This window comes from Murinocardiopsis flavida (assembly GCF_003014485.1).
GTDB lineage: Bacteria > Actinomycetota > Actinomycetes > Streptosporangiales > Streptosporangiaceae > Murinocardiopsis > Murinocardiopsis flavida.
Map to the genome: position 1 here is coordinate 31,766 of NZ_PYGA01000007.1, position 20,655 is coordinate 52,420.

The window sequence follows — 20,655 nt, forward strand, 5'->3', positions numbered from 1 at the left end:
GGCCGACTGGTGGGCCGGTCACCGGATCAGGTTCGTGAGGCCAACTCTACCAGCAGCGCAACACCTGGGAAGCCCGCCGACCGCACGGAACCGCCCGGCCGCCGCCGTGCCCGCCACGGCCCCCGCCACCTGCGACTCCGCCGCCGGACAGCGGGGCCGGGGCCGCCGTTCCGATGCGGCAGCGGTGTGGCGGGCCGGACGCTAGGCACCGCGGCGGCGCAGTTCCGCCTCGCCCGCCCTGCGCATGGCCGCCACCGGGGCGTGCTCCACCCCGGTCATCAGCTCGACCTGGCGGGCCGCCTGGTGCAGCAGCATGGGGAACCCGCCGACCACGGTGCCGCCCGCCGCGGTGACCGCGGCGCCCAGAGACGTCGGCCACGGGGCGTAGACCACGTCGAGCACCGGCACACCGCTCTTCGCGACCGCCGGCGCGAACCGGTCGGCGGCCCCCGCGGGGAGCGTCGACACGACAAGGTCGACGCCGAGGTGCGCCTCGATGCCGCCGGGCCCGCCGAACTCCGCCACCGCGATCCCCGCGCCCATCCGCTCCGCGGCGGCGCCCAGCTCGCCCGTGCGGTCGAGCGAGCGGACCAGCGCGGTCACCGCTCCGTCGCCGGTGGCGCCGAGGCCGCGCAGCGCGGCGAGCGCCGACGCCGCCGTCGCCCCGCCGCCGAGGATCGCGGCCGTGCGGACGCCGCCGATCCCCGCCTCGCGCAGCGCCGCCACGATGCCGTCGACATCGGTGTTGTGGGCGTGCCGGGACCCGCCGCGAAACACCAGCGTGTTGGCGCCGCCCACCTCGACAGCCACCGGGTCGACGGTGTCGGCGAGCGTCATGGCCACGCGCTTGAGCGGCATGGTAAGCGACAGTCCCGCCCACGGGTCGGCGGCCTCGCGCTCGCAGCGGGCCAGGAACACGGCCAGCCCCTGCTCGTCGCACTCGTGGCGCTCGTAGTGCCAGTCCATGCCGAGTTCGGCGTAGGCGGCGGTGTGCAGGACGGGCGAGAGCGAGTGCGCGATCGGCGACCCCAGGACGGCGGCGCGCATCACCCGGGGCTCTGCGTCTGCCGGAACTTCTGCTGCAACTTCTCGAAGTCCTCGTAGGTCTCGGCGAACTCGGTCACATTGTTCTCCGGGTCGGTCGCCACGAAGTACAGCCACTTGCCTTCGGCCGGGTCCAGCGCCGCCTCGATCGCGTGCGTGCCGGGGCTGACGAACGGACCGGCGGGCAGGCCCTTGCGGCCGTAGGTCGCGTAGTCGCTGTTGGCGGCCTTGCACGCGGTGAGCTGGGGCGCGGTCAGCGCGATCCCGTACTCGTCGATGACGTAGAAGCAGGAGCTGTCCATGCCGAGCTCCATGTCCTCCTCCAGCCGGTTGTGCACGACCCGGGAGATCTTCGGCATGTCGGCGTGCTTGCCCGACTCGGCCTGGATGATGGCCGCCGCCGCCATGACCTCGTTGGGCTTCAAGCCGACCGCGTCCGCCCGCTGCTCCAGGTCCAGCTTCTCGGTCTGCTGCTTGTAGCGGGCGACCATGTCCTTGAGCAACGACGCCGCCGTGGCCTTCGGCTCGACCGTGTAGGTGTCGGGGAACAGGTAGCCCTCGGGGCCCTTGGCCGCGTAGTCGGGCAGGCCCAGCGCCTTGGTGTCCTTGTAGGCGGCCTTCAGGTCCTTGAGCGGGATGTCGGTCTTCTTGGCGAGCTCGGCCAGGATCTGGGTGGAGCGGAGCCCTTCGCGGATCGTCACGCGCGCACCGACCCGCGACGCGGGGTCGAGGAGCATGTCGAGGGCCGACTCGGCGCTCATCCCGCTGCGCAGCGCATAGGTCCCCGGGGTGATGCCGCCCGCGTTCTCGCCGCTCATGGCGTTGGTGAAGGCGCGCACGCTCTTCACCACACCCTTCTCCTCCAGCGTCTCCCCGACGTCGGTGCCGGTCTCGCCCTCGGCCACCACGACCTGGACGTCGCCCTTCCCGTCGCCCTCGAAGTCGGGCGGGACCACATAGGTCCGCAGCAGGACGTAGCCGCCGGTCCCGACGCCCCCGATGAACAGCAGGACGACGAGCACCGCCAGCATGGACGCCTTGCGGCCGCGTTTCGGCCCGCGTTTCGCCGCGGGGCCGGGGCGCCGCCCGCTGCGCGCGGCGCGCTTGCGCGTACCGGCGCGGCGGCGGCGCGGTTCGGGATCGTCGTCCTCGGGGCCGTCGTCATCGAACGGGAGGTCGAGCGGTACCGCGCCCGCCGCGGCGGCGTAGTCCTCGACTTCGCCGTACGGGTCGTCCTCCGCGGGTTCGCCGCCGAAGGGGCGGCTGCGCGCGCGCCCGGCCGGCTCGTCGTCGAGGTCGCGCCGCAGCGGGGCGTCGTCGCGGTCGGCGTCGAAGGCGTCGAACCCGGCGCCGCCCGCGGGGTCGTCGCCCGGCGGGTCCTCGCGCCGGCGGCGCGGGCGCCGCCGCGGCGGCGCGTACTCCTCGGGCTCGTCGTCCTCGGGGACGTCGTAGCCGCCCCTGCGCGCGGGGCGGGGACGCAGGGCGTCGTAGGGGTCGCGGACCGGAGTCGCGGCAGCGGCGGCCGCGCCCGCGGCGTAGGCGGTGTCGGGGAGGTCGTAGTCGTCCAGGTCGTCGACCGGATCGGGCGCGGCGCGGCGGCTGCGCGGACGCAGAGCGGCGTAGGGGTCGGGGCCCTCGGGCGCGGCGAACGGGGTGGGGTCGGGCTCGTGGCCGCCCGCGCGGGCGCGGCCGCCGAGGTCGGGGGCGTCGGCGGGATCAGGGCCAAAGGGGTCGGGCCGGGACCGCGGGGGTTCGTAGGAGCGCGGCCCGGTGGCGGCGAAACCGCCGCTGTCCGGTCCCGGCGAGCGGAGGCCGTCCGACCCCGGGCCCGAGGCGGGGAACCCCCCGCTGTCGGGCGAGCGGAACCCGCCGGAATCCGGCCCGGCGACCGGGAAGCCGCCGCTCTGCGGACCGCGGGCACGGAATCCGTCGGAGTCCGGGCCCGAGGCGGGGAAGCCCCCGCTGTCGGGCCCCGGCGAGCGGAACCCGCCGGAATCCGGCCCGGCGACCGGGAAGCCGCCGCTCTGCGGGCCGCGCGAACGGAAGCCGTCCGACGCGGGGCCCGAGGCGGGGAAACCCCCGCTGTCCGGCCCCGGTGACCGGAATCCGCCGCTGTCGGCGCGCCCCGGCACGCCGCCGGCGTCCTCCGACTCGGGCTTGCGGCGGCGCCCCCGCGGGCGGGCGGCCGCCGGATCGGCGCCGAACGGCTCGGTCCGCGGTTCGCGGGGGCGGTCGTCGTCGGCCGCCCGGGAATGGCGCCCGTGCCGGCCGCGCCGCGGGCCGCCTTCGCGCGGGGTCTCGCCGTAGTCGTCCCTGTCGCTCATTGCGCCCCCTCGACCGGTTCGCCGGGGGGTGTTCCCGTCTGGCGCTCGGCGTCGAGTGCGCCCTGGAGCAGGACGGTCGCCGCCGCCTGGTCGATCACCGACCGCCGTGCGCGGCCGCCGCCGGCGCCGCGGCGGCCGAAGGACGCCCCGGACCGGAGCTGGCTCTGGGCGGTCACCGTCGTGAGCCGCTCATCGACCAGCCGGACCGGGACCGGGGCGAGTCTCCGGGCCAGCGTCGCGGCGAAGCCGCGGACCCGGCGCGCGGCCGGGCCCTCCTCGCCGGAGAGCGACGCGGGGAACCCGACGACGACTTCGCGCGCGTCGTTCTCCACGACCAGGGCCGCGATGCGATCGATGTCGCCGCGTCCCCTGGGGACCGTTTCGACCGGGGTTGCCAGGGTTCCGCCGGGATCGCTGCGTGCGATCCCGATGCGTGCGTCGCCCGGGTCCACCGCGAGTCGTACGCCGTGCCTCAACGAGTGGGCTCCATGAGTCGGGGGAAGGGACTGCGGATGCTCACTGGGCGTCCGCGACGCGCTGCGCGACCGCGCGCAGTGCGGCGTCGAGCGCGCCGGGGTCGGTGCCGCCGCCCTGGGCGACGTCGGGCTTGCCGCCCCCGCCGCCGCCGAGCGCACCGGCGGCGACGCCGACGAGGTCGCCGGCGCGCAGCCCGCGCTGCTGCGCGGCCTTGTTCGCGGCGACGACGACGACCGGCCGGTCCTTCGGCACCGACGCGACGACCACGGCCACCGGGCGGTCCTCGCCCAGGCGCCCGCGGACGTCGAGCGCGAGTTTACGGACGTCGTCGGCGCCGGTCCCCTCGGGGGCCGTGTGCGAGACGAGCAGGGTGCCCCCGACCTCGCGGGCGCTCTTGGCGAGGCCTTCGGCGGCCTGGAGCACCTGGGCGCCGCGCAGCCGCTCGATCTCCTTCTCGGCGGTGCGCAGCCGCGAGACGATGGAGTCGATGCGCTGCGGGAGCTCCTCGCTCGGGGTCTTCAGCTGCTCGGAGAGCCGGCCGACCAGCAGGGATTCTTTGGACAGCCGCCGGAACGCGTCGATCCCCACGGCGGCTTCGACCCTGCGCACACCCGAGCCGATGGAGGACTCGCCGAGGAGCTTCACCACGCCGAGTTGGCCGGTGGCGCCGACGTGGGTGCCGCCGCACAGTTCGCGGGAGTAGTCGCTCATCTCCACGACCCGCACGCGGTCGCCGTACTTCTCGCCGAACATCGCGAGCGCGCCCATGGACAGTGCCTCGTCGAGCGAGGTCTCGAAGTAGCGGACCGGGATGTCGCCCGCGAGGACGGTGTTGACCTCCTCCTCGACCTCGGCGAGTTCGGCGGTGTCGAGCGCCTTGTTCGCGGTGAAGTCGAAGCGCAGCCGGCCCGGCTGGTTCTCCGAACCGGCCTGGCCGGTGGCGGGGCCCAGCGCGTTGCGCAGTGCGGAGTGGATCAGGTGGGTCGCCGAGTGGGCACGGGAGACGGCGGCGCGGCGGTCGGAGTCGATGGCGGCTGCGACGGTGTCGTCGACGACGATCTCGCCCTCCGTGACGGTGCCGCGGTGCACGAACAGCCCGGGGATGGGCTTCTGCACGTCCTCGACGTCGATGCTGCCGCGCCCCTCGACGGTGAGGGTGCCGGTGTCGGCGAGCTGCCCGCCGGACTCGGCGTAGAACGGGGTGCGGTCGAGGACGATCTCGACCTGCTGCCCGGCGCGCGCCGCGGTGGCCGACGCGCCGTCGACGATGAGCCCGAGCACGCGGGCCTCGCCCTCGTGGTCGGTGTAGCCGAGGAAGTCGGTGCTGCCCGAGCCTTCGAGCAGCCGCGCGTACACCCCGATGTCGGCGTTGCCGAGCTTCTTGGCCTTGGCGTCGCGCTTCGCGGTGTCGCGCTGGACCTGCATGAGCGAGCGGAACTCGGCTTCGTCGACCTGGAGGCCCTGCTCGGCCGCCATCTCCAGGGTGAGGTCGATGGGGAAGCCGTAGGTGTCGTGCAGCTGGAAGGCGTCGGCACCGGAGATGCCCGCGCCGCCGGCGGACTTGGTGCGCTCGGCGGCGCGGTTGAACAGCGCCGTTCCGGAGCGCAGGGTGTCGGCGAAGTTCTTCTCTTCGGTGTCGATGACCTCGTGGATGCGCTCGGCACCGCGGTGCAGGTCCGGGTAGATGCCCGCCATGGCCTTGATGGCGGTGTCGGTGAGGTCGTGCAGGAAGGAGCTCTCGCCGCCGGAGAGCAGCCGCAGGTTGCGGATCGAGCGCCGCAGGATGCGGCGCAGGACGTAGCCGCCCTTCTCGTTGCCGGGCCGCACGCCGTCGGAGACGAGCATCACCGCGCTGCGCACGTGGTCGGCGACCACGCGCAGCATGACGTCGGAGCGCTCGTCGGCGCCGTACACGACGCCGGTGCGCGCGGCGGTCTCCTGGAGGATGCGGCCCAGTGTGTCGGTCTCGTAGATGTTGTCGACGCCTTGGAGGACGGCGGCGAGCCGCTCCAGCCCCATGCCGGTGTCGATGTTCTGCTTCGGCAGGTCGCCGAGGATCGGGTAGTCCTTCTTGGCGCCGCCCTCGCCCCGCTCGTACTGCATGAAGACGAGATTCCAGATCTCGACGTAGCGGTCCTCGTCGGCGATCGGGCCGCCCTCGGCGCCGTAGGCGGGGCCGCGGTCGTAGAAGATCTCGGAGCACGGGCCGCACGGCCCGGGCACGCCCATGGACCAGTAGTTCTCCTCGACGCCCATGCGCTGGATGCGCTCGGGGGCGACGCCGACGACGTCGCGCCAGATCGCGGCGGCTTCGTCGTCGTCGAGGTAGACGGTGACCCAGAGCCGGTCGACGTCGATGCCGAACCCGCCTTCGGCGACCGGCTTGGTGATGAGCTCCCAGGCGAGCGGGATGGCCCGCTCCTTGAAGTAGTCGCCGAATGAGAAGTTCCCGAGCATCTGGAAGAAGGTCGCGTGCCGCGAGGTCTTGCCCACTTCTTCGATGTCGATGGTGCGGATGCACTTCTGCACGCTGGTGGCGCGGTCGTAGGGCGGCGTGCGCTGACCCAGGAAGTACGGCTTGAACGGCACCATGCCTGCGGGAACGAACAGGAGTGTGGGGTCGTCGGCGACGAGGCTTGCCGATGGCACCACGGTGTGTCCGTTGTCCTCGAAAAAAGCGAGGAAGCGGCGAACGATTTCTGCCGTCTCCATCAGCGGCCGTCCTTCTTCTCGGGTGCGGGTGGGTCGTGCGCGTCGCGCGCGGACCGGCGGGGGGTCACGGTGCCGGAGGCGGATCCGTGCGCGGCCGCGCCGGGGAGCGCGTGCCTGCGCGGGGTCCCGGGGACGGCCGCGGCGGGGTACCGGCGGCGCAGCTCCGACTCGCGTTCCTCGATGGCGTCGCCGACGTCCTCGTTGAACTCGCGGAGCGCGGCGCGGTAACCGGCGAACCGGTCCTCGACACGGTGCGCGATTCCGCCCGGGGACCACGCCTGCGCAGCGCGGTTGACCCTGTGCACAAGATACCCCCCGAGGGCTGCCCCCGCGACGAAATAGAACGCCCGGCCGATCATCGGCGCTCCCTCCTGCGGCGGGTGCGGACCAGGGCGAGGGCGCGCCGCTGGCCGAGGACGCGGCGCATCCCGTAGGAGAACGAGGCGACCTTGACCAGCGGGCCGGTGACCACGGAGCGCGTGAGCGCCGTCATCGTGGAGACGTCCTCGGTGGTGGTCGCGACGTTGGCGGTGATCTCCTCGACCCGGTCCAGCGACGCCCCGGCGCGCTCGACGGTCGTCGCGACGTCGTCGAGCAGTGGGGCGGAGCGCTCGCCGAGCTCGGAGACGACCTTGGTGGCCTCGGACAGCAACCGGGTGAGTCTGACCAGGGCCACGCACATGAACGCGGCCAGAACTGCCCACACCACCGCTGCGATCAGGGCGGCCAATTCTCCACCTGTCAGCATGCGGACTCCGTTGACGTATCGGGACCGTCCGTATCTGCCGCGGACGGGGGAGGACCTGCGGGACCCGTGCGGCGCACTCGGCACAGGGGGCTCGGCAGGGCCGTGCGGATCCGCAATGGGGCCGACCCTATCGCGTCCGGGAAACACGGCACCTCAGTCGGCGTGCGCGCGTCATAGGTGTCGTAGGCGATGGGGCGCGGCCGTCGCGCCGGGCCCCTGACTCGGGCATCGACGGGGGCGCGGCCATGCAGGAGAATCAGGCGTCATCGGGTCGTTGGCTACGATTGCGCCGCACGCCCAGCGAGTGTCCCCGGTGCCGAGCCGCGGCGCGGGCCCCCTTCCCTGCCACGAAGCGACTTTGGAGACAGGACGCCGATGAGCCGCCGATCCGAGCGTGAGATCTTCGTTCTCCTCCCGCCCGACCTACTGCCGCTGACCTCCGACGACCCCCGCAGGGTCGGCCCGCATGTGCTGATCGGCCGGGTCGGCGCCGGGCGCGCCGGCACGGTGTACGCCGGGGTGAACCCCACCATCACCGCCGACGCGGTCGTGGCCGTGAAGACGCTCGACCCGTCGCACCTGACCGACGAGCACACCCGCACCGAGCTCGACCGGCGGCTGCGGGCGCTGGTGGGGGCCGACAGCCGCTGCTACGTTCCGCCGCTGTCGCACGACGCGTACGCGTCTCCCCCGTGGCTCGCGATGCCGTACGTCTCGGGGGTCCCGCTGGCGCAGTACGTGCGCAAGCGCGGCCCGATCCCGCTGGGACGGCTGATCGCGCTGGCGGCGGGGCTCGCCGAGGGGCTGGCGGCGCTGCACCACGAGGGGATCGCGCACGGCGACCTCAAGCCCAGCAACATCCTGCTGGGCTCCACAGGCCCGCGGATCCTCGACTGCGCCCTGCCGGGCGACGAGTCCATGATGCGGCAGTCGGCCGCGTGGCTCGCCCCTGAGCGCCACCAGGGCGTGCCGCCGAGCCCCGCCAGCGACGTCTTCGCCTGGGGTGCCGTCATCGCGTTCTCCGGCACCGGGCGGCTGCCCTACGGCCTGGGCGAGCCGCACACCCTGATCGAGAAGGTGCTGAACGGCCGGCCCGACCTGGAGGGCCTGCCGCCGGAGCTGCTCCCGCTGGTGCGCCGCTGCCTCGCCAAGGAGCCGGGCGACCGGCCGTCGGTACGCGAGCTGATCGGGGCGAGCATCGCGGTCTGGGAGGCCACCGCCGCCACCGGCGAGGGCGGCGTCCCCGGCACCGCGGTCACCCGGCTGCTGAGCCGCGAGTGGCCGGGCATCGTCGAGCCCGTCAGGATCCCGCGCGTCGTCCACCTCGACGACGGGACGGTGCGGCCGACCGACTCCGAGGGCGCCAAGCCGAAGCGCACCCCGCGCGCCGCGCGGCGCAAGGCCGCCGCCGGCGGGGCGACCGGCATCGATGCGCTGAGCGGCGCGCCGGGCGCGTCGTCCTATACCGAGGGGCACGGCCCCGCGCCGGTCCCGCCGCCGATGCCGGACGTCCCCCCGCTCCCCGGCGCGCGGAGCGGCGCGGCGGGTGCGGGCGGAGCGGGTGCGGGCGCCGGCGGAGCAGGTGCGGGCGGAGCGGGCGCCGGGCCGGGCACGCGGGTCCCGCACGAAGCGCGGCAGCCGCCGGGCGGCGACGCCCCGGGGCCGCCGCCGGTCCCGGCGCCCGGCGGGCGCTCGCGCGGGCCGAACCGGCTGCTGATCGCTGGCGTCGCCGTCCTGGTGGTGGTGCTCGTCGGTGCGGGCGCCTGGGCGGCGTCCGGGCTGGTGTTCGGCGAGGCGGCGCCCAAGCCCTCGCAGTCGGCGTCGGAGTCGGAGTCGCAGGCGGCACCGACCACGATGGTCGTGCGGTTCGCCAAGGGCACGCAGGACTCCACTGCGGGACCGTGGGTGTTCACCGAGGTCACCGAGACCGCGAAGGGCGATCCGGGCGACGCCGCCGACCTCACCCAGCAGGAGTGGAGCAAGCGCTGGAGCGACAAGAAGGGCGCGAAGCCGGCCAAGGCCGTCATCAAGCCCGACACCGAGGTGCTCTGCGCGAAGTTCTGCCTGCTCCCCGGGCAGGCGTTCACCGACGACGCCGGAAAGGGCACCTTCGACGACGTCAAGGGCAGCGACTTCACGAACTACCTCGCGTGGGGCGACGACGTCATCGCCGAGGTGGAGTTCGCCAAGGGGGCGGCGGGGAACGGCCCGCGGGAGATCGTCCGGGTCACCGAACTGTTCGCGCCGGCCTCGTGACCGGCTTTGCAGAAAAGGCATATTTACCCTGATTTGTCAGCGATACCGATCGGTAGGTATCAGCCGCCGCGCCCGATCGGTCCGCTGTTGCCCCTGCGGCGGTGGCGCCCAGCCGATATGCTGGCCATCGCAGTGAGCGGTCCCGCACCACGCGACGGCCCCGAATCCACGCAATCAAAGGCAAAGCAACGATTTCGGCGACTTGCGGCCATGAGAGATGAGAAACCGACCCGGATTTCCGTCTCTTGGCCGCATTTTCGTTGTCGGGCGTAATATGACGGGCCAATTCGGAGGCATTGCCGGGCCAAGGACGGACAAATCGCACCATGGCGGTTCTCACCAGCCCGAATGCCCGGGCTTGTCGTTAAACTAGGCCGAATCGGGTGTCCGCGGGGGGCGGTCCGTACGCGGATGTGGCATCTGGGACAACGCAGGGATGATCGTTACGTGAGTGGCAGCAGTGGCAGCACCGGAGGGGGCGGGCGGTTCGGCACCGCCGGAGGCGGCATGTCCGGCGGCCTCGCCGACGCCGCCTTCCAGCATGCCCCCGCGGCCATGCTCATCACCGACCAGGGCGGCGACGTCGTCCTGGCCAACGACTCCTTCGCCGAGTACTCCGGCGTACCCGCGCGCGGAGATCGTCGGCAGGCCGTGGGCCGGGACCCTCGCCATCGGCGACTTCGAGCACGGCCTGCGGCTGCACTCCGAGGCGCTGACCCAGCCGGCCGAGGCGCCCCGCCGCACCCTGTGCCTCATGCGCGCCGACGGCACGCCGCGCCCCAGCGTCGTGGAGACCCGCTCCTTCACCGCCGACGGCGCCACCGGCGTGGTGGTGCTGTTCCACGGCACCCGCCGCGACGAGGAGACCCTCAACGTCGTCACCGAGCTCCGGCTGCGCGACGCCGACACCGCACTGTGGACGCTGGACCTGCGCACCGGCAACCTGTACGAGCTGTTCGGCCCGTCGCCGCTCGGGCAGCTCCTCGCCGGGGAGTCCAACGGCCTCGAGGAGATCCTGGCCCGGGTGCACCGCGATGACATCGCGCGGCTCCGCGACGCCGTCGAAGCCTCCTACCAGGGGCGCGACTTCGAGCAGCGGTTCAGGATGTTCGACCAGGTGGGCGACGAGCGCTGGCTGTACGCCCGCGCGCGCTTCGCGGGCGACGAACCCCCGCGGCTGATCGGCATCATCGACGACCTCACCGAGCACGTCCAGCTGGTGCGCCGGCTGGCCGACCGCCGCCGCATCGAGGCCGCGCAGGGGCGCCAGGTCACCGACCTCGCCGCCAAGCTGGTCTCCGCCACCACCGTCGACGAGGTCACCAGCCTGCTCACCGAGGACTTCGTGCCCATCTTCGGCGGCAGCAACGCCGGGGTCATGCTGGTCGAGAACGGCCGGTTGAAGCCCTCCCCCGTGCGCGAGGACGACGGCGGCACCATGCCCATGATCGAGGGCCGCGACGCCGCCGACACCACCTACCCCATGGGCGCGGTCATCTCCGACCGCCAGCCGCGCTTCTTCGAGAGCCGCGCCGAGGTCCTCGAACGCTTCCCCGCGGCGCAGGACCTGCTGCACCGCACCAACGCCCAGTCGTGGGCGACCGTGCCGATCTTCGGCGACAAGCGGGTGGCGCTGGGTGTGTGGCAGGTCGCGTGGGCGCAGCCGCACCACGCCACCCCCGACGAGCGGGCGCTGATGCTGACCCTGGCGGGGCTCGCCGGGCAGGCGCTGCAACGGGTCAGCCGCCAGCAGGAGGAGCTGGAGCTGGCCGACGCCATCCAGCAGCGGATGCTGCCGCCGCAGATCCCCGACTTCGACGAGCTCGAAAGCGCGGTGCGCTACCTGCCGTCCCGCGCCGGGGCGCGGGTGTGCGGCGACTTCTACGACGTCATCAAGCTGCCCGACCGCCGTGTGGGTCTGCTGGTGGGCGATGTCCAGGGCCACGGCGTCGAGGCTGCGGCCGCCATGGGCCAGATCCGGGTGGCGTTCCGCGCCTACGCCAGCAATCAGGCCGACCCCGGCGTGGTGCTGGCCGAGACCAACCAGCTGCTGTCCGAGACCGGCGAGATCGTCTTCGCCACCTGCGGCTACCTCGTGCTCGACCTCGACTCCGGCGAGATGCAGGCGGCGTGGGCCGGGCAGCCGCCGGCCATCATCGCAGGCGAGAGCGGGTTCGAGGTGTGGGGGCCCGAGACCGGCCCGCCGGTGGGGGTCGAGGCCGAGGCGAAGTACCCGGTGACCCCGCGGCGGCTGAAGTCGGGCGAGACCCTGCTGCTGTGCTCCGACGGCCTGGTCGAGAGTTCCGCCGTTCCGATGGACGACGGCCTGGAGCGGGTGGGCGCCGCCCTCCAGCCCATGGCGGCCGACGTCAACGGCGCGGCAACGTCGCTCGCCGACCTCGCCCCGGCGGGCCGCGGCGACGACATCGTCATCCTGCTCGCCCGGATGCGCTGAGCGGGAGGCGCCGGCGCCCGGTTTGCGGCGACAATGGCGGGACGGCCCGAGGAGGTTCCCCATTTCCCGTCGCACCCCGCTCCTGGCAGGAATCGCCGCCCTGCTCGTGTTCTGCGCGCTGACCGTGCTGCTGCTGACCGACGTCGCCGATCCCCCGTTCGACGGCCTGGACGAGGCGGCGGACGCCGCAGGCGGTGAGGGCCGGTCGTTCCCCCTCGCTGTGCTCGCGACCGGCCTGCACTACGGCGGGAAGTTCCCGTGGAACATCCCGCTGATGCTGCTGGTGGCGGCGGGGGCGCTGTACGCGCGGCGGCACTGGACCGGGGTGGCGCTGGTCCTCGCGTCGTGGGCGCTGACCTCGGCGGTCACCGTCCCGCTCGTCAAGGTCGTGCTCGACCGCGAGCGCCCGCTCGACCAGCTCGTCCAGGAGGCGTCGGCGTCCTACCCGTCGGGGCACACGGCGTTCGCCGCGATGATGGGGGTGACGGTCGTCGCGATCGTGACCCGGTACCGGGGCTGGGCCGTCGCCGCCGCCGTGGCGTTCACCGCTGCGATGGCGTGGAGCAGGGTCTATCTCGGTGTGCACTGGCTGTCCGACACCGTTGCGGGCGCCGCCATCGGTGCCGGTGTCCCGCTCGTCGCCTGGTGGCTGTGGCTGGTGATCGAGGAGCGGCGCGGCGCCATGACCCGGGCCGACCGGTGACGCCCGCGCACAGCGGCGCCCGCAGATCTAGACTCTCCCGGACCGCTCGGCGACAGGGGGGCAGATGAGGGAACCGTTCCAGACCCGGGTCCGGGTCCGCGGCTACGAGGTCGACATGCGCGGGCACCTCAACAACGCCGTGTACCACCAGTACGCCGAACACACGCGCTGGGAGTGCCTGCGCGCTGCGGGCCTCACCCAGGAGAAGATGACCGCAGCGGGGCTGGGTCCGGTGCAGTTGGAGGCCACGATCCGGTTCCGCAGCGAGCTGGTCGACGGCGACGAGGTGGACGTGTCCTGCGTGTTCGTGTGGGGCGAGGGCAAGACCTTCCGCCTCGACCAGGACTTCCGCCGCCCGGACGGGACGCTCGCCGCCGAGCTGACCACCACGGGCGGGCTGCTGGACCTCACCACGCGCCGCCTGGTGGCCGACCCCGCGGGGCACTGGCGCGGGCTGGTCGGCGTCCCCGAGCTGCTCGGCCTGTGACCGCCTGCGCCGCGGTGTCGTGACCGGCGTCTAGGCTGGGCGGCGTGTCCGAAACACTGTTCGACGACGCCGGGGCCGAGGCGCAGCGCGCGCAGGAGCCCCTGGCCGTCCGCATGCGCCCGCGCACCCTGGACGAAGTGGCCGGCCAGCGCCACCTGCTCGGCGAGGGCAGCCCGCTGCGGCGCCTGGTCGAGGACGACGCCCCCATGTCGCTCTTCCTGTGGGGGCCGCCGGGGACCGGCAAGACCACCCTGGCCACCGTGGTCAGCCGCGCCACCCAGCGGCGGTTCGTGGAGCTGTCGGCCGTCACCGCCGGGGTGAAGGACATCCGCTCCGTCATCGACGACGCCCGCCGCCAGATGGGCATGCGCGGCACCCGCACCCTGCTGTTCGTGGACGAGGTGCACCGCTTCTCGAAGACCCAGCAGGACGCCCTGCTGCCCGCGGTCGAGAACCGCTGGGTGAGCTTCATCGGCGCGACCACCGAGAACCCGTTCTTCTCCGTCATCAGCCCGCTGCTGTCGCGCTCGCTGCTGCTGACCCTGGAGTCCCTCACCGACGACGACGTGCGCGGCGTCGTCGACCGCGCGCTGACCGACGACCGCGGGCTCAAGGGCGGCCACACCCTCGCCCCCGAGGCCGCCGACCACCTCGTCCGGCTGGCCGGCGGCGACGCCCGGCGGTCCCTGACCTACCTGGAGGCCGCGGCGCTGGTCAGCGGCGACCGCGCGGAGATCACCGTCGACGACGTCGAGCGCGCGGTCGACCGGCACGCGGTCCGCTACGACCGCTCGGGCGACCAGCACTACGACGTCATCAGCGCGTTCATCAAGTCCATGCGCGGCAGCGACGTCGACGCCGCGCTGCACTACCTCGCCCGCATGATCGAGGCGGGTGAGGACCCCCGCTTCATCGCGCGCCGGGTGGTCGTGCACGCCAGCGAGGACGTCGGCATGGCCGACCCCAGCGCGCTCCAGGTGGCGATGGCGGCGGCGCAGGCCGTCGAGCTGATCGGGTTCCCCGAGGCGCGCATCAACCTCGCGCAGGCGGTCATCCACATCGCGCTGGCGCCCAAGTCCAACGCCGTCATCTCGGCCATCGACGCCGCAATGGCCGATGTCCGGTCCGGCAAGGCCGGGCCGGTGCCGTCGCACCTGCGCGACGCCCACTACAAGGGTGCCGAGAAGCTGGGCCACGGCGAGGGCTACAAGTACGCGCACTCCTACCCGGGCGGGGTGGTGGCGCAGCAGCACGCGCCCGACGCCGTGGCCGACCGCGAGTACTACACCCCCACGACCCACGGCGCCGAGCGGCGCTATTCCGAGGTGCTCGACCGCATCAAGGGGGTCCTGCGCGGCGACGACCGGTGAGCCCGGTCCCTCAGTCCCGGGCGGGCGGCTCCGCCCAGACGTCGGCGAGGTAGCTCGCGAGCACCCCGCGCAGGTCGCGGACGAGCCGGTCGCGTTCGTCGCCTTCGGCGGCGACGATCAGCGGCATGAGGCCGCGCACCAGCTGGATGGCGACCGTCGCCGTGCGCTCGCGGTCGGCGCGCGCGAGCCCCGGTGCGCGCACCTGGAGCAGCGCGTCGATCCGGCGGTGCACGGCGCCGTTGAGGGGGGCGGTCGCCTCGACCAGGGCGGGCGGCATGTCGGTGCGGGCGAACAGGGTCTTGAATCCGCGGTTGGCGAGGTTGAACGCGATGAGCGGCTCGGTGACCCGCTCGATCACCTGCTGGAGCGGGAGTTCGGCGAGGTCGGCCGGTCCGAACGCCGCTGCCTGGGCGGCGCCGAGTTCGGCGACGTAGCGCTCGGCGAGTGCGCGCGCGACGGCGTCCTTGTTCGCGAAGAACTGGTAGAGCGAGCCGGGCGAGATGCCGGCCCGCGCCGCGATGGCGTTGGTGGTCGCCGCCTCGAACCCCGCGTCGGCGAACACCTCGGCCGCCGACTCCAGGATCTGGGCGATCCGCCGTTCGCCTCGGGCCTGGCGTTTCGGCGCGCGTTTCGCCTCGTCCACACCGCACCTCCTTTCCGAATGGCACCCATCACTCGACAATACGAGTCTTTGCTCGTATTCTCGGGACCTCAAACACGATGAATCACTCGTGTTTTCCAGGTTAGCAGGAGGGCACCGCCATGCTCGGACGTCTCGTCACCGGCTACCCGCGCCGCATCCTCGCACTCGCGGGCCTGCTGTTCCTCGCCCTCGGCGTCGCGGCGGCCGGCGCCATGGAGGCGCTGTCCCTGAACCGCTACGAAGGGGTCGGCTCCGAGTCCGCCCAGGCGAGGGAGCTCCTGGCCGACCGCTTCGACACCGGCAGCGCCAACATCGCCGTCCTCGTCACCGCGTCGGACGGGACCGTGGACGACGCCGACGTCGCCGACGCCGGAGCGGCCCTCGCACGCGACCTCGCCGCCCACCCCGGTGTCGGCGACACCTGGTCCTACTGGAGCCCCGACGCGCCCGCCACCCTCGCCAGCGAGGACCGCAGGCACGCCCTTGTCATGGCCTGGGCGCCCGGCGACGCCGACCACGTCCGGCGCGAGCTGCTGCCCGGCATCGAGGCCGACGTCGTGCGGCCCGCGTCGCAGGGCCCCGTGGAGCTGCGGCTCGGCGGCGGCGACAACGTCTTCCGCGCCGTCGCCGAACAGGCGCGGACCGACTTCATCCGCGCCGAGATGGTCATCCTGCCGCTGGTCGCGCTGCTGCTCTGGGCGGTGTACCGGCGCATCGCCCCCGCCCTCGCGACGCTCGCCGTCGGCGTGTTCTCCGTTGTCGCCAGCCTGGCGGCGCTGCGCGCGGTCGCCGCGTTCACCGACGTGTCGACCTTCGCGTCCAACATCGCGCTGGTCATGGGGATCGGCCTGGGGGTCGACTACGGCCTGTTCATGACCTACCGCTTCCGCGAGGAGCTCGCCGCCGGCCGGACGGTGCCCGACGCGGTCCGCCGCGCGACGGCCGGCGCCGGGCGCACCGTCGTCTTCAGCGGCGCGACCGTCGCCGCCTCCCTCGCGTCGCTGCTGGTGTTCCCCTCCGCGTTCCTGTCGTCCTTCGCCTACGCCGGGATCGCCGTGGTGGTCACCGCCGTCATCGGCGCCACCGTCGTGCTGCCCGCCTGGCTGCTGCTCCTCGGCCACCGCGCTGCCCGCCGCAACGGCGCCGCCCCCGCCGCCACCGGGTTCTGGTACCGGACGGCGGCCACCGCGATGCGCCGCCCACTGCTCACCGGCGGCCTCGGCATGGCCGTCCTGCTGCTGCTCGGCGCGCCGGCACTCGGCATCGACTTCGGCTCGCCCGACGACCGGCTGCTGCGCTCCGACCAGCCCGTGCGCGCCATGTACGACACCGTCCGCGCCGACTTCGCGACGGAGGAGGCCGACGCCGTCCAGGTCGTGGCGCCCACCACCGGCCCCGACGAGGTCGCCGGGTACGCCGCGCGGCTGTCGGAGCTGGACGGGGTGCTGCGCGTCGACTCCGCCGCCGGGGCCTTCGCCGACGGCGTGCGGGCCGGACCGGCCGGGCCCGGCGGCCCGGAGCGCTTCACCGCGACCTCCGGCGGGCCCGGCACCCGGCTGTCCGTCCTGCCCGACGGCGACCGCCTCGGACAGGACGCCGGCGGGCTCGTCGCCGAGGTGCGCGCCGCCCCGGGCCCCGACGGCGTGCTCGTCGGCGGCTACCCCGCCGACCTCGCCGACTACCGCACCGAGGTCATCGACCGGCTGCCGCTGGTCGGCGCGATCATCCTCGGCGTGACGTTCGTGGTGCTGTTCCTGCTGACCGGGTCGGTCCTCGCCCCGCTCAAGGCGTCGGTGCTGAACCTGCTGTCGATGTCCGTCATGTTCGGGGTCCTGGTGTGGGGCTTCCAGGACGGCAACCTGGCCGGCCTGCTGGGATTCACCCCGACGGGGACCATCGAGCCGAGCATCCCGCTGCTGATGTTCTGCATCGCCTACGGGCTGTCGATGGACTACGAGGTCTTCCTGCTCGCCCGGATCAAGGAGGACTACGACCGCACCGGCGACCCGATCGGCTCGGTGCCGCGCGGAATCGGCCGCTCCGCGCCGCTGGTCACGGCGGCCGCGCTCATCCTCGCCGCGTCATTCGCCGTGTACGTCTCCAGCGAGGTGACGTTCCTCCAGCAGATGGGCATCGGCATGGCCCTGACGGTGCTGGTCGACGCCACCGTCATCCGCGGGCTGCTGGTCCCGGCGCTCATGCGGCTGGCCGGCCGCGCCAACTGGTGGGCGCCCGCCCCGCTGCGGCGGCTGCACGCGCGCATCGGCGTCGGCGAGGACGCCGGCCCGCCGCCGCCCGGCCCCGCGTCCACCCCGCCGCAGCGGGCGGCCGCGGGACGCTGACCGCACGAGGGGGGCGGGCCCGAAGCGGGCCCGCCCCCCTCTGTCGCGCGCTGCTACTGCTTCTCGTCCTCAGGCCTTCTTGTCCTCGGGCGGCAGCTGCACGCGGATGTGGACGTCGCGCAGCTGGGCGTCCGACACCGCCGACGGCGCGCCCATCATGAGGTCCTGGGCATTCTGGTTCAGCGGGAACGCGATGGTCTCGCGGATGTTGGGCTCGTCGGCGAGGAGCATCACGATGCGGTCGACGCCCGGCGCGATGCCGCCGTGCGGCGGGGCGCCGAACTTCAGCGCCCGCAGCATGCCGCCGAACTCGGCCTCCACGACCTCCTTGGGGTACCCGGCGATCTCGAACGCCCGGTACATGATCTCCGGGGAGTGGTTCCGGATCGCGCCGGACGACAGCTCGATGCCGTTGCACACGATGTCGTACTGCCAGGCCAGGATGTCGAGCGGGTCCTTGGACTCCAGCGCCTCCATGCCGCCCTGCGGCATGGAGAACGGGTTGTGGCTGAACGCCACCTCGCCGTCGTCGGTCAGCTCGAACATCGGGAAGTCGACGATCCAGCAGAACCGGAACGCGTTGTCCTCGAACATCCCGGCGCGCCGGCCGACCTCGACCCGCACCGGGGCCATGATGCGGTTGATCTCGGCGTCGTCCTCCGCTGCGCAGAAGAACACGCCGTCGCCGGGGGCCGCGCCCACGGCGGCGAGCAGCTCGTCGGCGATCTCACCGATGAACTTGGCGATGGGGCCGGCGAGCTCCCCGTCGTCGCCGACCTTCACCCAGGCCAGGCCCTTGGCGCCCTGTTCGACCGCGTAGTCGCCGACGCCGTCGAAGAACTTGCGGGGCTGCGCCCCCGCTCCGGGCACCGCCAGGGCGCGCACCCTCTTGCCGGCGAACGCCTTGAAGTCGGTGCGGGCGAACAGGTCGGTGACCTCGTGCATCCGCAGCGGCACCCGGAGGTCGGGCTTGTCGGTGCCGTACCAGGCGAGGGAGTCGAGGTAGGCGATGCGCGGGTACGGCGAGGTGACCTCGCGGCCCGGGGCGAACTCCTTGAACAGGCCCGTCATCATGGTCTCGATGACGTCGAACACCTCGTCCTGCTCCACGAAGCTCATCTCGACGTCGAGCTGGTAGAACTCGCCGGGAGAGCGGTCGGCGCGGCTGTCCTCGTCGCGGAAGCACGGCGCGATCTGGAAGTAGCGGTCGAAGCCCGAGACCATCAGCAGCTGCTTGAACTGCTGCGGCGCCTGCGGCAGCGCGAAGAACCGGCCCGGGTGCAGGCGCGACGGCACCAGGAAGTCGCGGGCGCCCTCGGGGCTCGACGCGGTGAGGATCGGGGTCTGGAACTCGTTGAACCCGAGGTCGGTCATGCGCCGCCGGATCGCGGCGACCACCTGGGAGCGCAGCATGACGTTCGCGTGCATGCGCTCGCGCCGCAGGTCGAGGAAGCGGTGGGTGAGCCGCCGCTCCTCGGAGGTGGAGTCCTCGGGGAAGATCGTGAACGGCAGCTCGGCGGCGGTGCCGAGCACCTCCAGCTCGCCGGCCTCGATCTCGATCTCGCCGGTGGGCAGGTCGGGGTTGACGTTCTCACGGGAGCGGGCGACCACGGTGCCGTCGACCCGGATGACGGTCTCCTTGGGGAGCTTGGCCAGCTGCTCGAACACCGGGGAATCGGACCGCGCCTGCAACTGGACCAGGCCGTAGTGGTCGCGCAGGTCGACGAAGAGCAGCCCGCCGAGGTCCCGGCGGTTGTGCACCCAGCCGGACAGGCGCACCGAGGCACCGACGTCCGCGCTCGTGAGCTGACCGCAGGTATGTGTCCGAAAACGATGCATGAGCTACCAAGTTCATTGAATTGCACGATTGATGATGAAGCCCGCCGGGCGCCGGGAGCGGCCGTGCGCGGGGGCGGCGCCACGCTCACCAGGCTGGGGAAATCCTACCGCCTGCCCGGCGCCCCCACCGGCGCTGCGCCGGATCGGGCGCGATCGGCCGGGCCCGGTCAGAGCCCGCGCAGGAACGGGTTGCCGGTGCGCTCGGCCCCGATGGTGGTCTGCGGACCGTGGCCGGGCAGCACGACGGTGTCGTCGGAGCGGCGCAGGCAGACCCGCTCCAGGCTGCGCAGCATGGCCTCGTGGTCGCCGCCGGGGAAGTCGGTGCGCCCGATCGACCCGGCGAACAGCAGGTCGCCCGCGAACATCACCTCGGGGCGGTCGGCCGCGGCGGGCAGGGTGAAGGTCACGGAGCCGGGCGTGTGGCCGGGCGCGTGGTCGACGGCGAGGCCGAGCCCGCCGAACGGCAGCACCTCTCCCCCGCTGAGTTCCACCAACTCGTCCGGTTCCCCGGGGTTCTCGCCGCCGAACAGCTCCGCCAGCCGGTCCGCGAGCGCGGGATCGAGCCCCTTCGCGGGGTCGGTGAGCAACTCCCGGTCGGCGGAATGGATGTGGGCCGCGATCCCGTACGCCGCGCACACCCGGGCCGCCGACCACACGTGGTCGAAATGACCGTGGGTGAGCAGCACGGCCACCGGCGTGAGGCCGTGCTCGGCGACGAGCTTCGCGACGCCGTCGGCGGCGTCCTGGCCAGGGTCGACGACCACGCACTCGCCGCCTTCGGCGGCGGCGACCACGGAGCAGTTCGCGGCGAGCGGTCCGGCGGGGAATGCGGAGATGAGCACGGCTGCGGGTGACCTCTCTACGATCTCGGGGACCAGGCACGACGGGGCGGCCCCGGTGCCGTGGTGCTGCCGAGCCTACCGACGCGCACGCCCGCGCGGTCCGGCCCGGACCGTTCCGATCACCTTTCGATTACCAGACGGGCCGTGGCCCTTTGCCAATCGGTCCCGCAATGTCATATTGGTCCATGCCTTGGCAGTTCAACCGAGGGTTATCAAGCCCGGCGGCGAACCCGCACGGCGCCCGCGGCAGCCAGCACGCCACGGACGGCCGGCCGGTGGATCCGCCGCTGCCGACCGCCACAGCAAAGGTCGATATCGGCTGGTGTGAATGGATATCGTGCATAGTCACGGACCGTCGCCCCGGCCGGGCCGGCACCATCGCGTACCGCGCCGCCGCGACCGCACGGACCTGG

The 20,655-nt window shown here is 73.3% G+C and carries 14 protein-coding genes and 1 pseudogene; 6 read left to right on the forward strand and 9 right to left on the reverse strand.

All coding sequences use genetic code 11. From position 1 onward, the window contains the following. Positions 1–201 precede the first annotated feature (201 nt). The 6 genes from CLV63_RS11605 to CLV63_RS11630 are packed head-to-tail and all read right to left on the reverse strand — an operon-like array spanning position 202 to position 7,305. Positions 202–1,047, reverse strand: coding sequence for a shikimate dehydrogenase (locus CLV63_RS11605; protein ID WP_106582995.1), 846 nt, complete (start codon positions 1,045–1,047; stop codon positions 202–204). Continuing rightward, positions 1,047–3,368 (reverse strand): endolytic transglycosylase MltG, encoded by a 2,322-nt coding sequence (mltG, locus tag CLV63_RS11610; RefSeq protein WP_146165549.1) that lies wholly within the window; start codon positions 3,366–3,368, stop codon positions 1,047–1,049. Before mltG ends, CLV63_RS11605 begins: the two co-directional genes overlap by 1 nt. Then, on the reverse strand, positions 3,365–3,844 hold the full coding sequence (gene ruvX, locus CLV63_RS11615; RefSeq protein WP_245928742.1) for a Holliday junction resolvase RuvX: 480 nt from the start codon (positions 3,842–3,844) through the stop codon (positions 3,365–3,367). Before ruvX ends, mltG begins: the two co-directional genes overlap by 4 nt. A 40-nt stretch (positions 3,845–3,884) precedes the next feature. Beyond that, positions 3,885–6,557 carry an alanine--tRNA ligase gene (alaS, locus tag CLV63_RS11620; protein ID WP_106582997.1) on the reverse strand — a complete coding sequence of 891 codons (2,673 nt, stop codon included), beginning with the start codon at positions 6,555–6,557 and terminating at the stop codon, positions 3,885–3,887. Continuing rightward, on the reverse strand, positions 6,557–6,916 hold the full coding sequence (locus CLV63_RS34520; protein ID WP_245928743.1) for a DUF6167 family protein: 360 nt from the start codon (positions 6,914–6,916) through the stop codon (positions 6,557–6,559). Before CLV63_RS34520 ends, alaS begins: the two co-directional genes overlap by 1 nt. Continuing rightward, the gene (locus tag CLV63_RS11630; RefSeq protein WP_106582998.1) at positions 6,913–7,305 is read right to left on the reverse strand and encodes a DUF948 domain-containing protein; all 393 of its coding nucleotides are present in this window, start codon (positions 7,303–7,305) and stop codon (positions 6,913–6,915) included. Before CLV63_RS11630 ends, CLV63_RS34520 begins: the two co-directional genes overlap by 4 nt. Before the next feature lie 375 nt (positions 7,306–7,680). Here CLV63_RS11630 and CLV63_RS34525 point away from each other — a divergent pair, with 375 nt between their 5' ends. The 5 genes and pseudogenes from CLV63_RS34525 to CLV63_RS11655 all read left to right on the forward strand — a co-directional run bounded on the left by CLV63_RS34525 (position 7,681) and on the right by CLV63_RS11655 (position 14,576). Further along, complete coding sequence (locus tag CLV63_RS34525; protein WP_245928744.1) at positions 7,681–9,561, forward strand: serine/threonine protein kinase; 1,881 nt, start codon at positions 7,681–7,683, stop codon at positions 9,559–9,561. Between the two features lie 507 nt (positions 9,562–10,068). Further along, positions 10,069–12,016 (forward strand): annotated as a pseudogene (locus tag CLV63_RS11640) (SpoIIE family protein phosphatase). A gap of 22 nt (positions 12,017–12,038) precedes the next feature. Next, positions 12,039–12,719, forward strand: a complete 681-nt coding sequence (locus CLV63_RS11645) for a phosphatase PAP2 family protein (protein WP_146165550.1) — start codon at positions 12,039–12,041, stop codon at positions 12,717–12,719. Positions 12,720–12,783: 64 nt separating this feature from the next. Further along, a complete protein-coding gene (locus tag CLV63_RS11650; protein ID WP_106583000.1) occupies positions 12,784–13,206 on the forward strand; it encodes an acyl-CoA thioesterase in 423 nt (140 codons plus the stop codon). A 44-nt stretch (positions 13,207–13,250) separates the two neighbouring features. Further along, positions 13,251–14,576, forward strand: a complete 1,326-nt coding sequence (locus tag CLV63_RS11655) for a replication-associated recombination protein A (RefSeq protein WP_106583001.1) — start codon at positions 13,251–13,253, stop codon at positions 14,574–14,576. A 10-nt stretch (positions 14,577–14,586) separates the two neighbouring features. Here CLV63_RS11655 and CLV63_RS11660 read toward each other — a convergent pair whose 3' ends face one another. After that, positions 14,587–15,219, reverse strand: a complete 633-nt coding sequence (locus CLV63_RS11660; protein ID WP_106583002.1) for a TetR/AcrR family transcriptional regulator — start codon at positions 15,217–15,219, stop codon at positions 14,587–14,589. Between the two features lie 119 nt (positions 15,220–15,338). Here CLV63_RS11660 and CLV63_RS11665 point away from each other — a divergent pair, with 119 nt between their 5' ends. Continuing rightward, positions 15,339–17,561, forward strand: coding sequence for an MMPL family transporter (locus CLV63_RS11665; protein WP_106583003.1), 2,223 nt, complete (start codon positions 15,339–15,341; stop codon positions 17,559–17,561). 69 nt (positions 17,562–17,630) lie between these two features. Here CLV63_RS11665 and aspS read toward each other — a convergent pair whose 3' ends face one another. Next, the gene (gene aspS, locus CLV63_RS11670) at positions 17,631–19,400 is read right to left on the reverse strand and encodes an aspartate--tRNA ligase (protein WP_106583004.1); all 1,770 of its coding nucleotides are present in this window, start codon (positions 19,398–19,400) and stop codon (positions 17,631–17,633) included. Between the two features lie 167 nt (positions 19,401–19,567). Continuing rightward, a complete protein-coding gene (locus CLV63_RS11675; protein WP_106583005.1) occupies positions 19,568–20,242 on the reverse strand; it encodes an MBL fold metallo-hydrolase in 675 nt (224 codons plus the stop codon). Positions 20,243–20,655: the final 413 nt, after the last annotated feature.

What these genes read in the sequence shown, in the direction of transcription:
- CLV63_RS11605 (WP_106582995.1), bottom strand. Translation starts at nt 1,047, where the DNA reads ATGCGCGCCGCCGTCCTGGGGTCGCCGATCGCGCACTCGCTCTCGCCC.
- CLV63_RS11630 (WP_106582998.1), bottom strand. Translation starts at nt 7,305, where the DNA reads ATGCTGACAGGTGGAGAATTGGCCGCCCTGATCGCAGCGGTGGTGTGG.
- alaS (WP_106582997.1), bottom strand. Translation starts at nt 6,557, where the DNA reads ATGGAGACGGCAGAAATCGTTCGCCGCTTCCTCGCTTTTTTCGAGGAC.
- CLV63_RS34525 (WP_245928744.1), top strand. Translation starts at nt 7,681, where the DNA reads ATGAGCCGCCGATCCGAGCGTGAGATCTTCGTTCTCCTCCCGCCCGAC.
- CLV63_RS34520 (WP_245928743.1), bottom strand. Translation starts at nt 6,916, where the DNA reads ATGATCGGCCGGGCGTTCTATTTCGTCGCGGGGGCAGCCCTCGGGGGG.
- aspS (WP_106583004.1), bottom strand. Translation starts at nt 19,400, where the DNA reads ATGCATCGTTTTCGGACACATACCTGCGGTCAGCTCACGAGCGCGGAC.
- mltG (WP_146165549.1), bottom strand. Translation starts at nt 3,368, where the DNA reads ATGAGCGACAGGGACGACTACGGCGAGACCCCGCGCGAAGGCGGCCCG.
- CLV63_RS11650 (WP_106583000.1), top strand. Translation starts at nt 12,784, where the DNA reads ATGAGGGAACCGTTCCAGACCCGGGTCCGGGTCCGCGGCTACGAGGTC.
- CLV63_RS11665 (WP_106583003.1), top strand. Translation starts at nt 15,339, where the DNA reads ATGCTCGGACGTCTCGTCACCGGCTACCCGCGCCGCATCCTCGCACTC.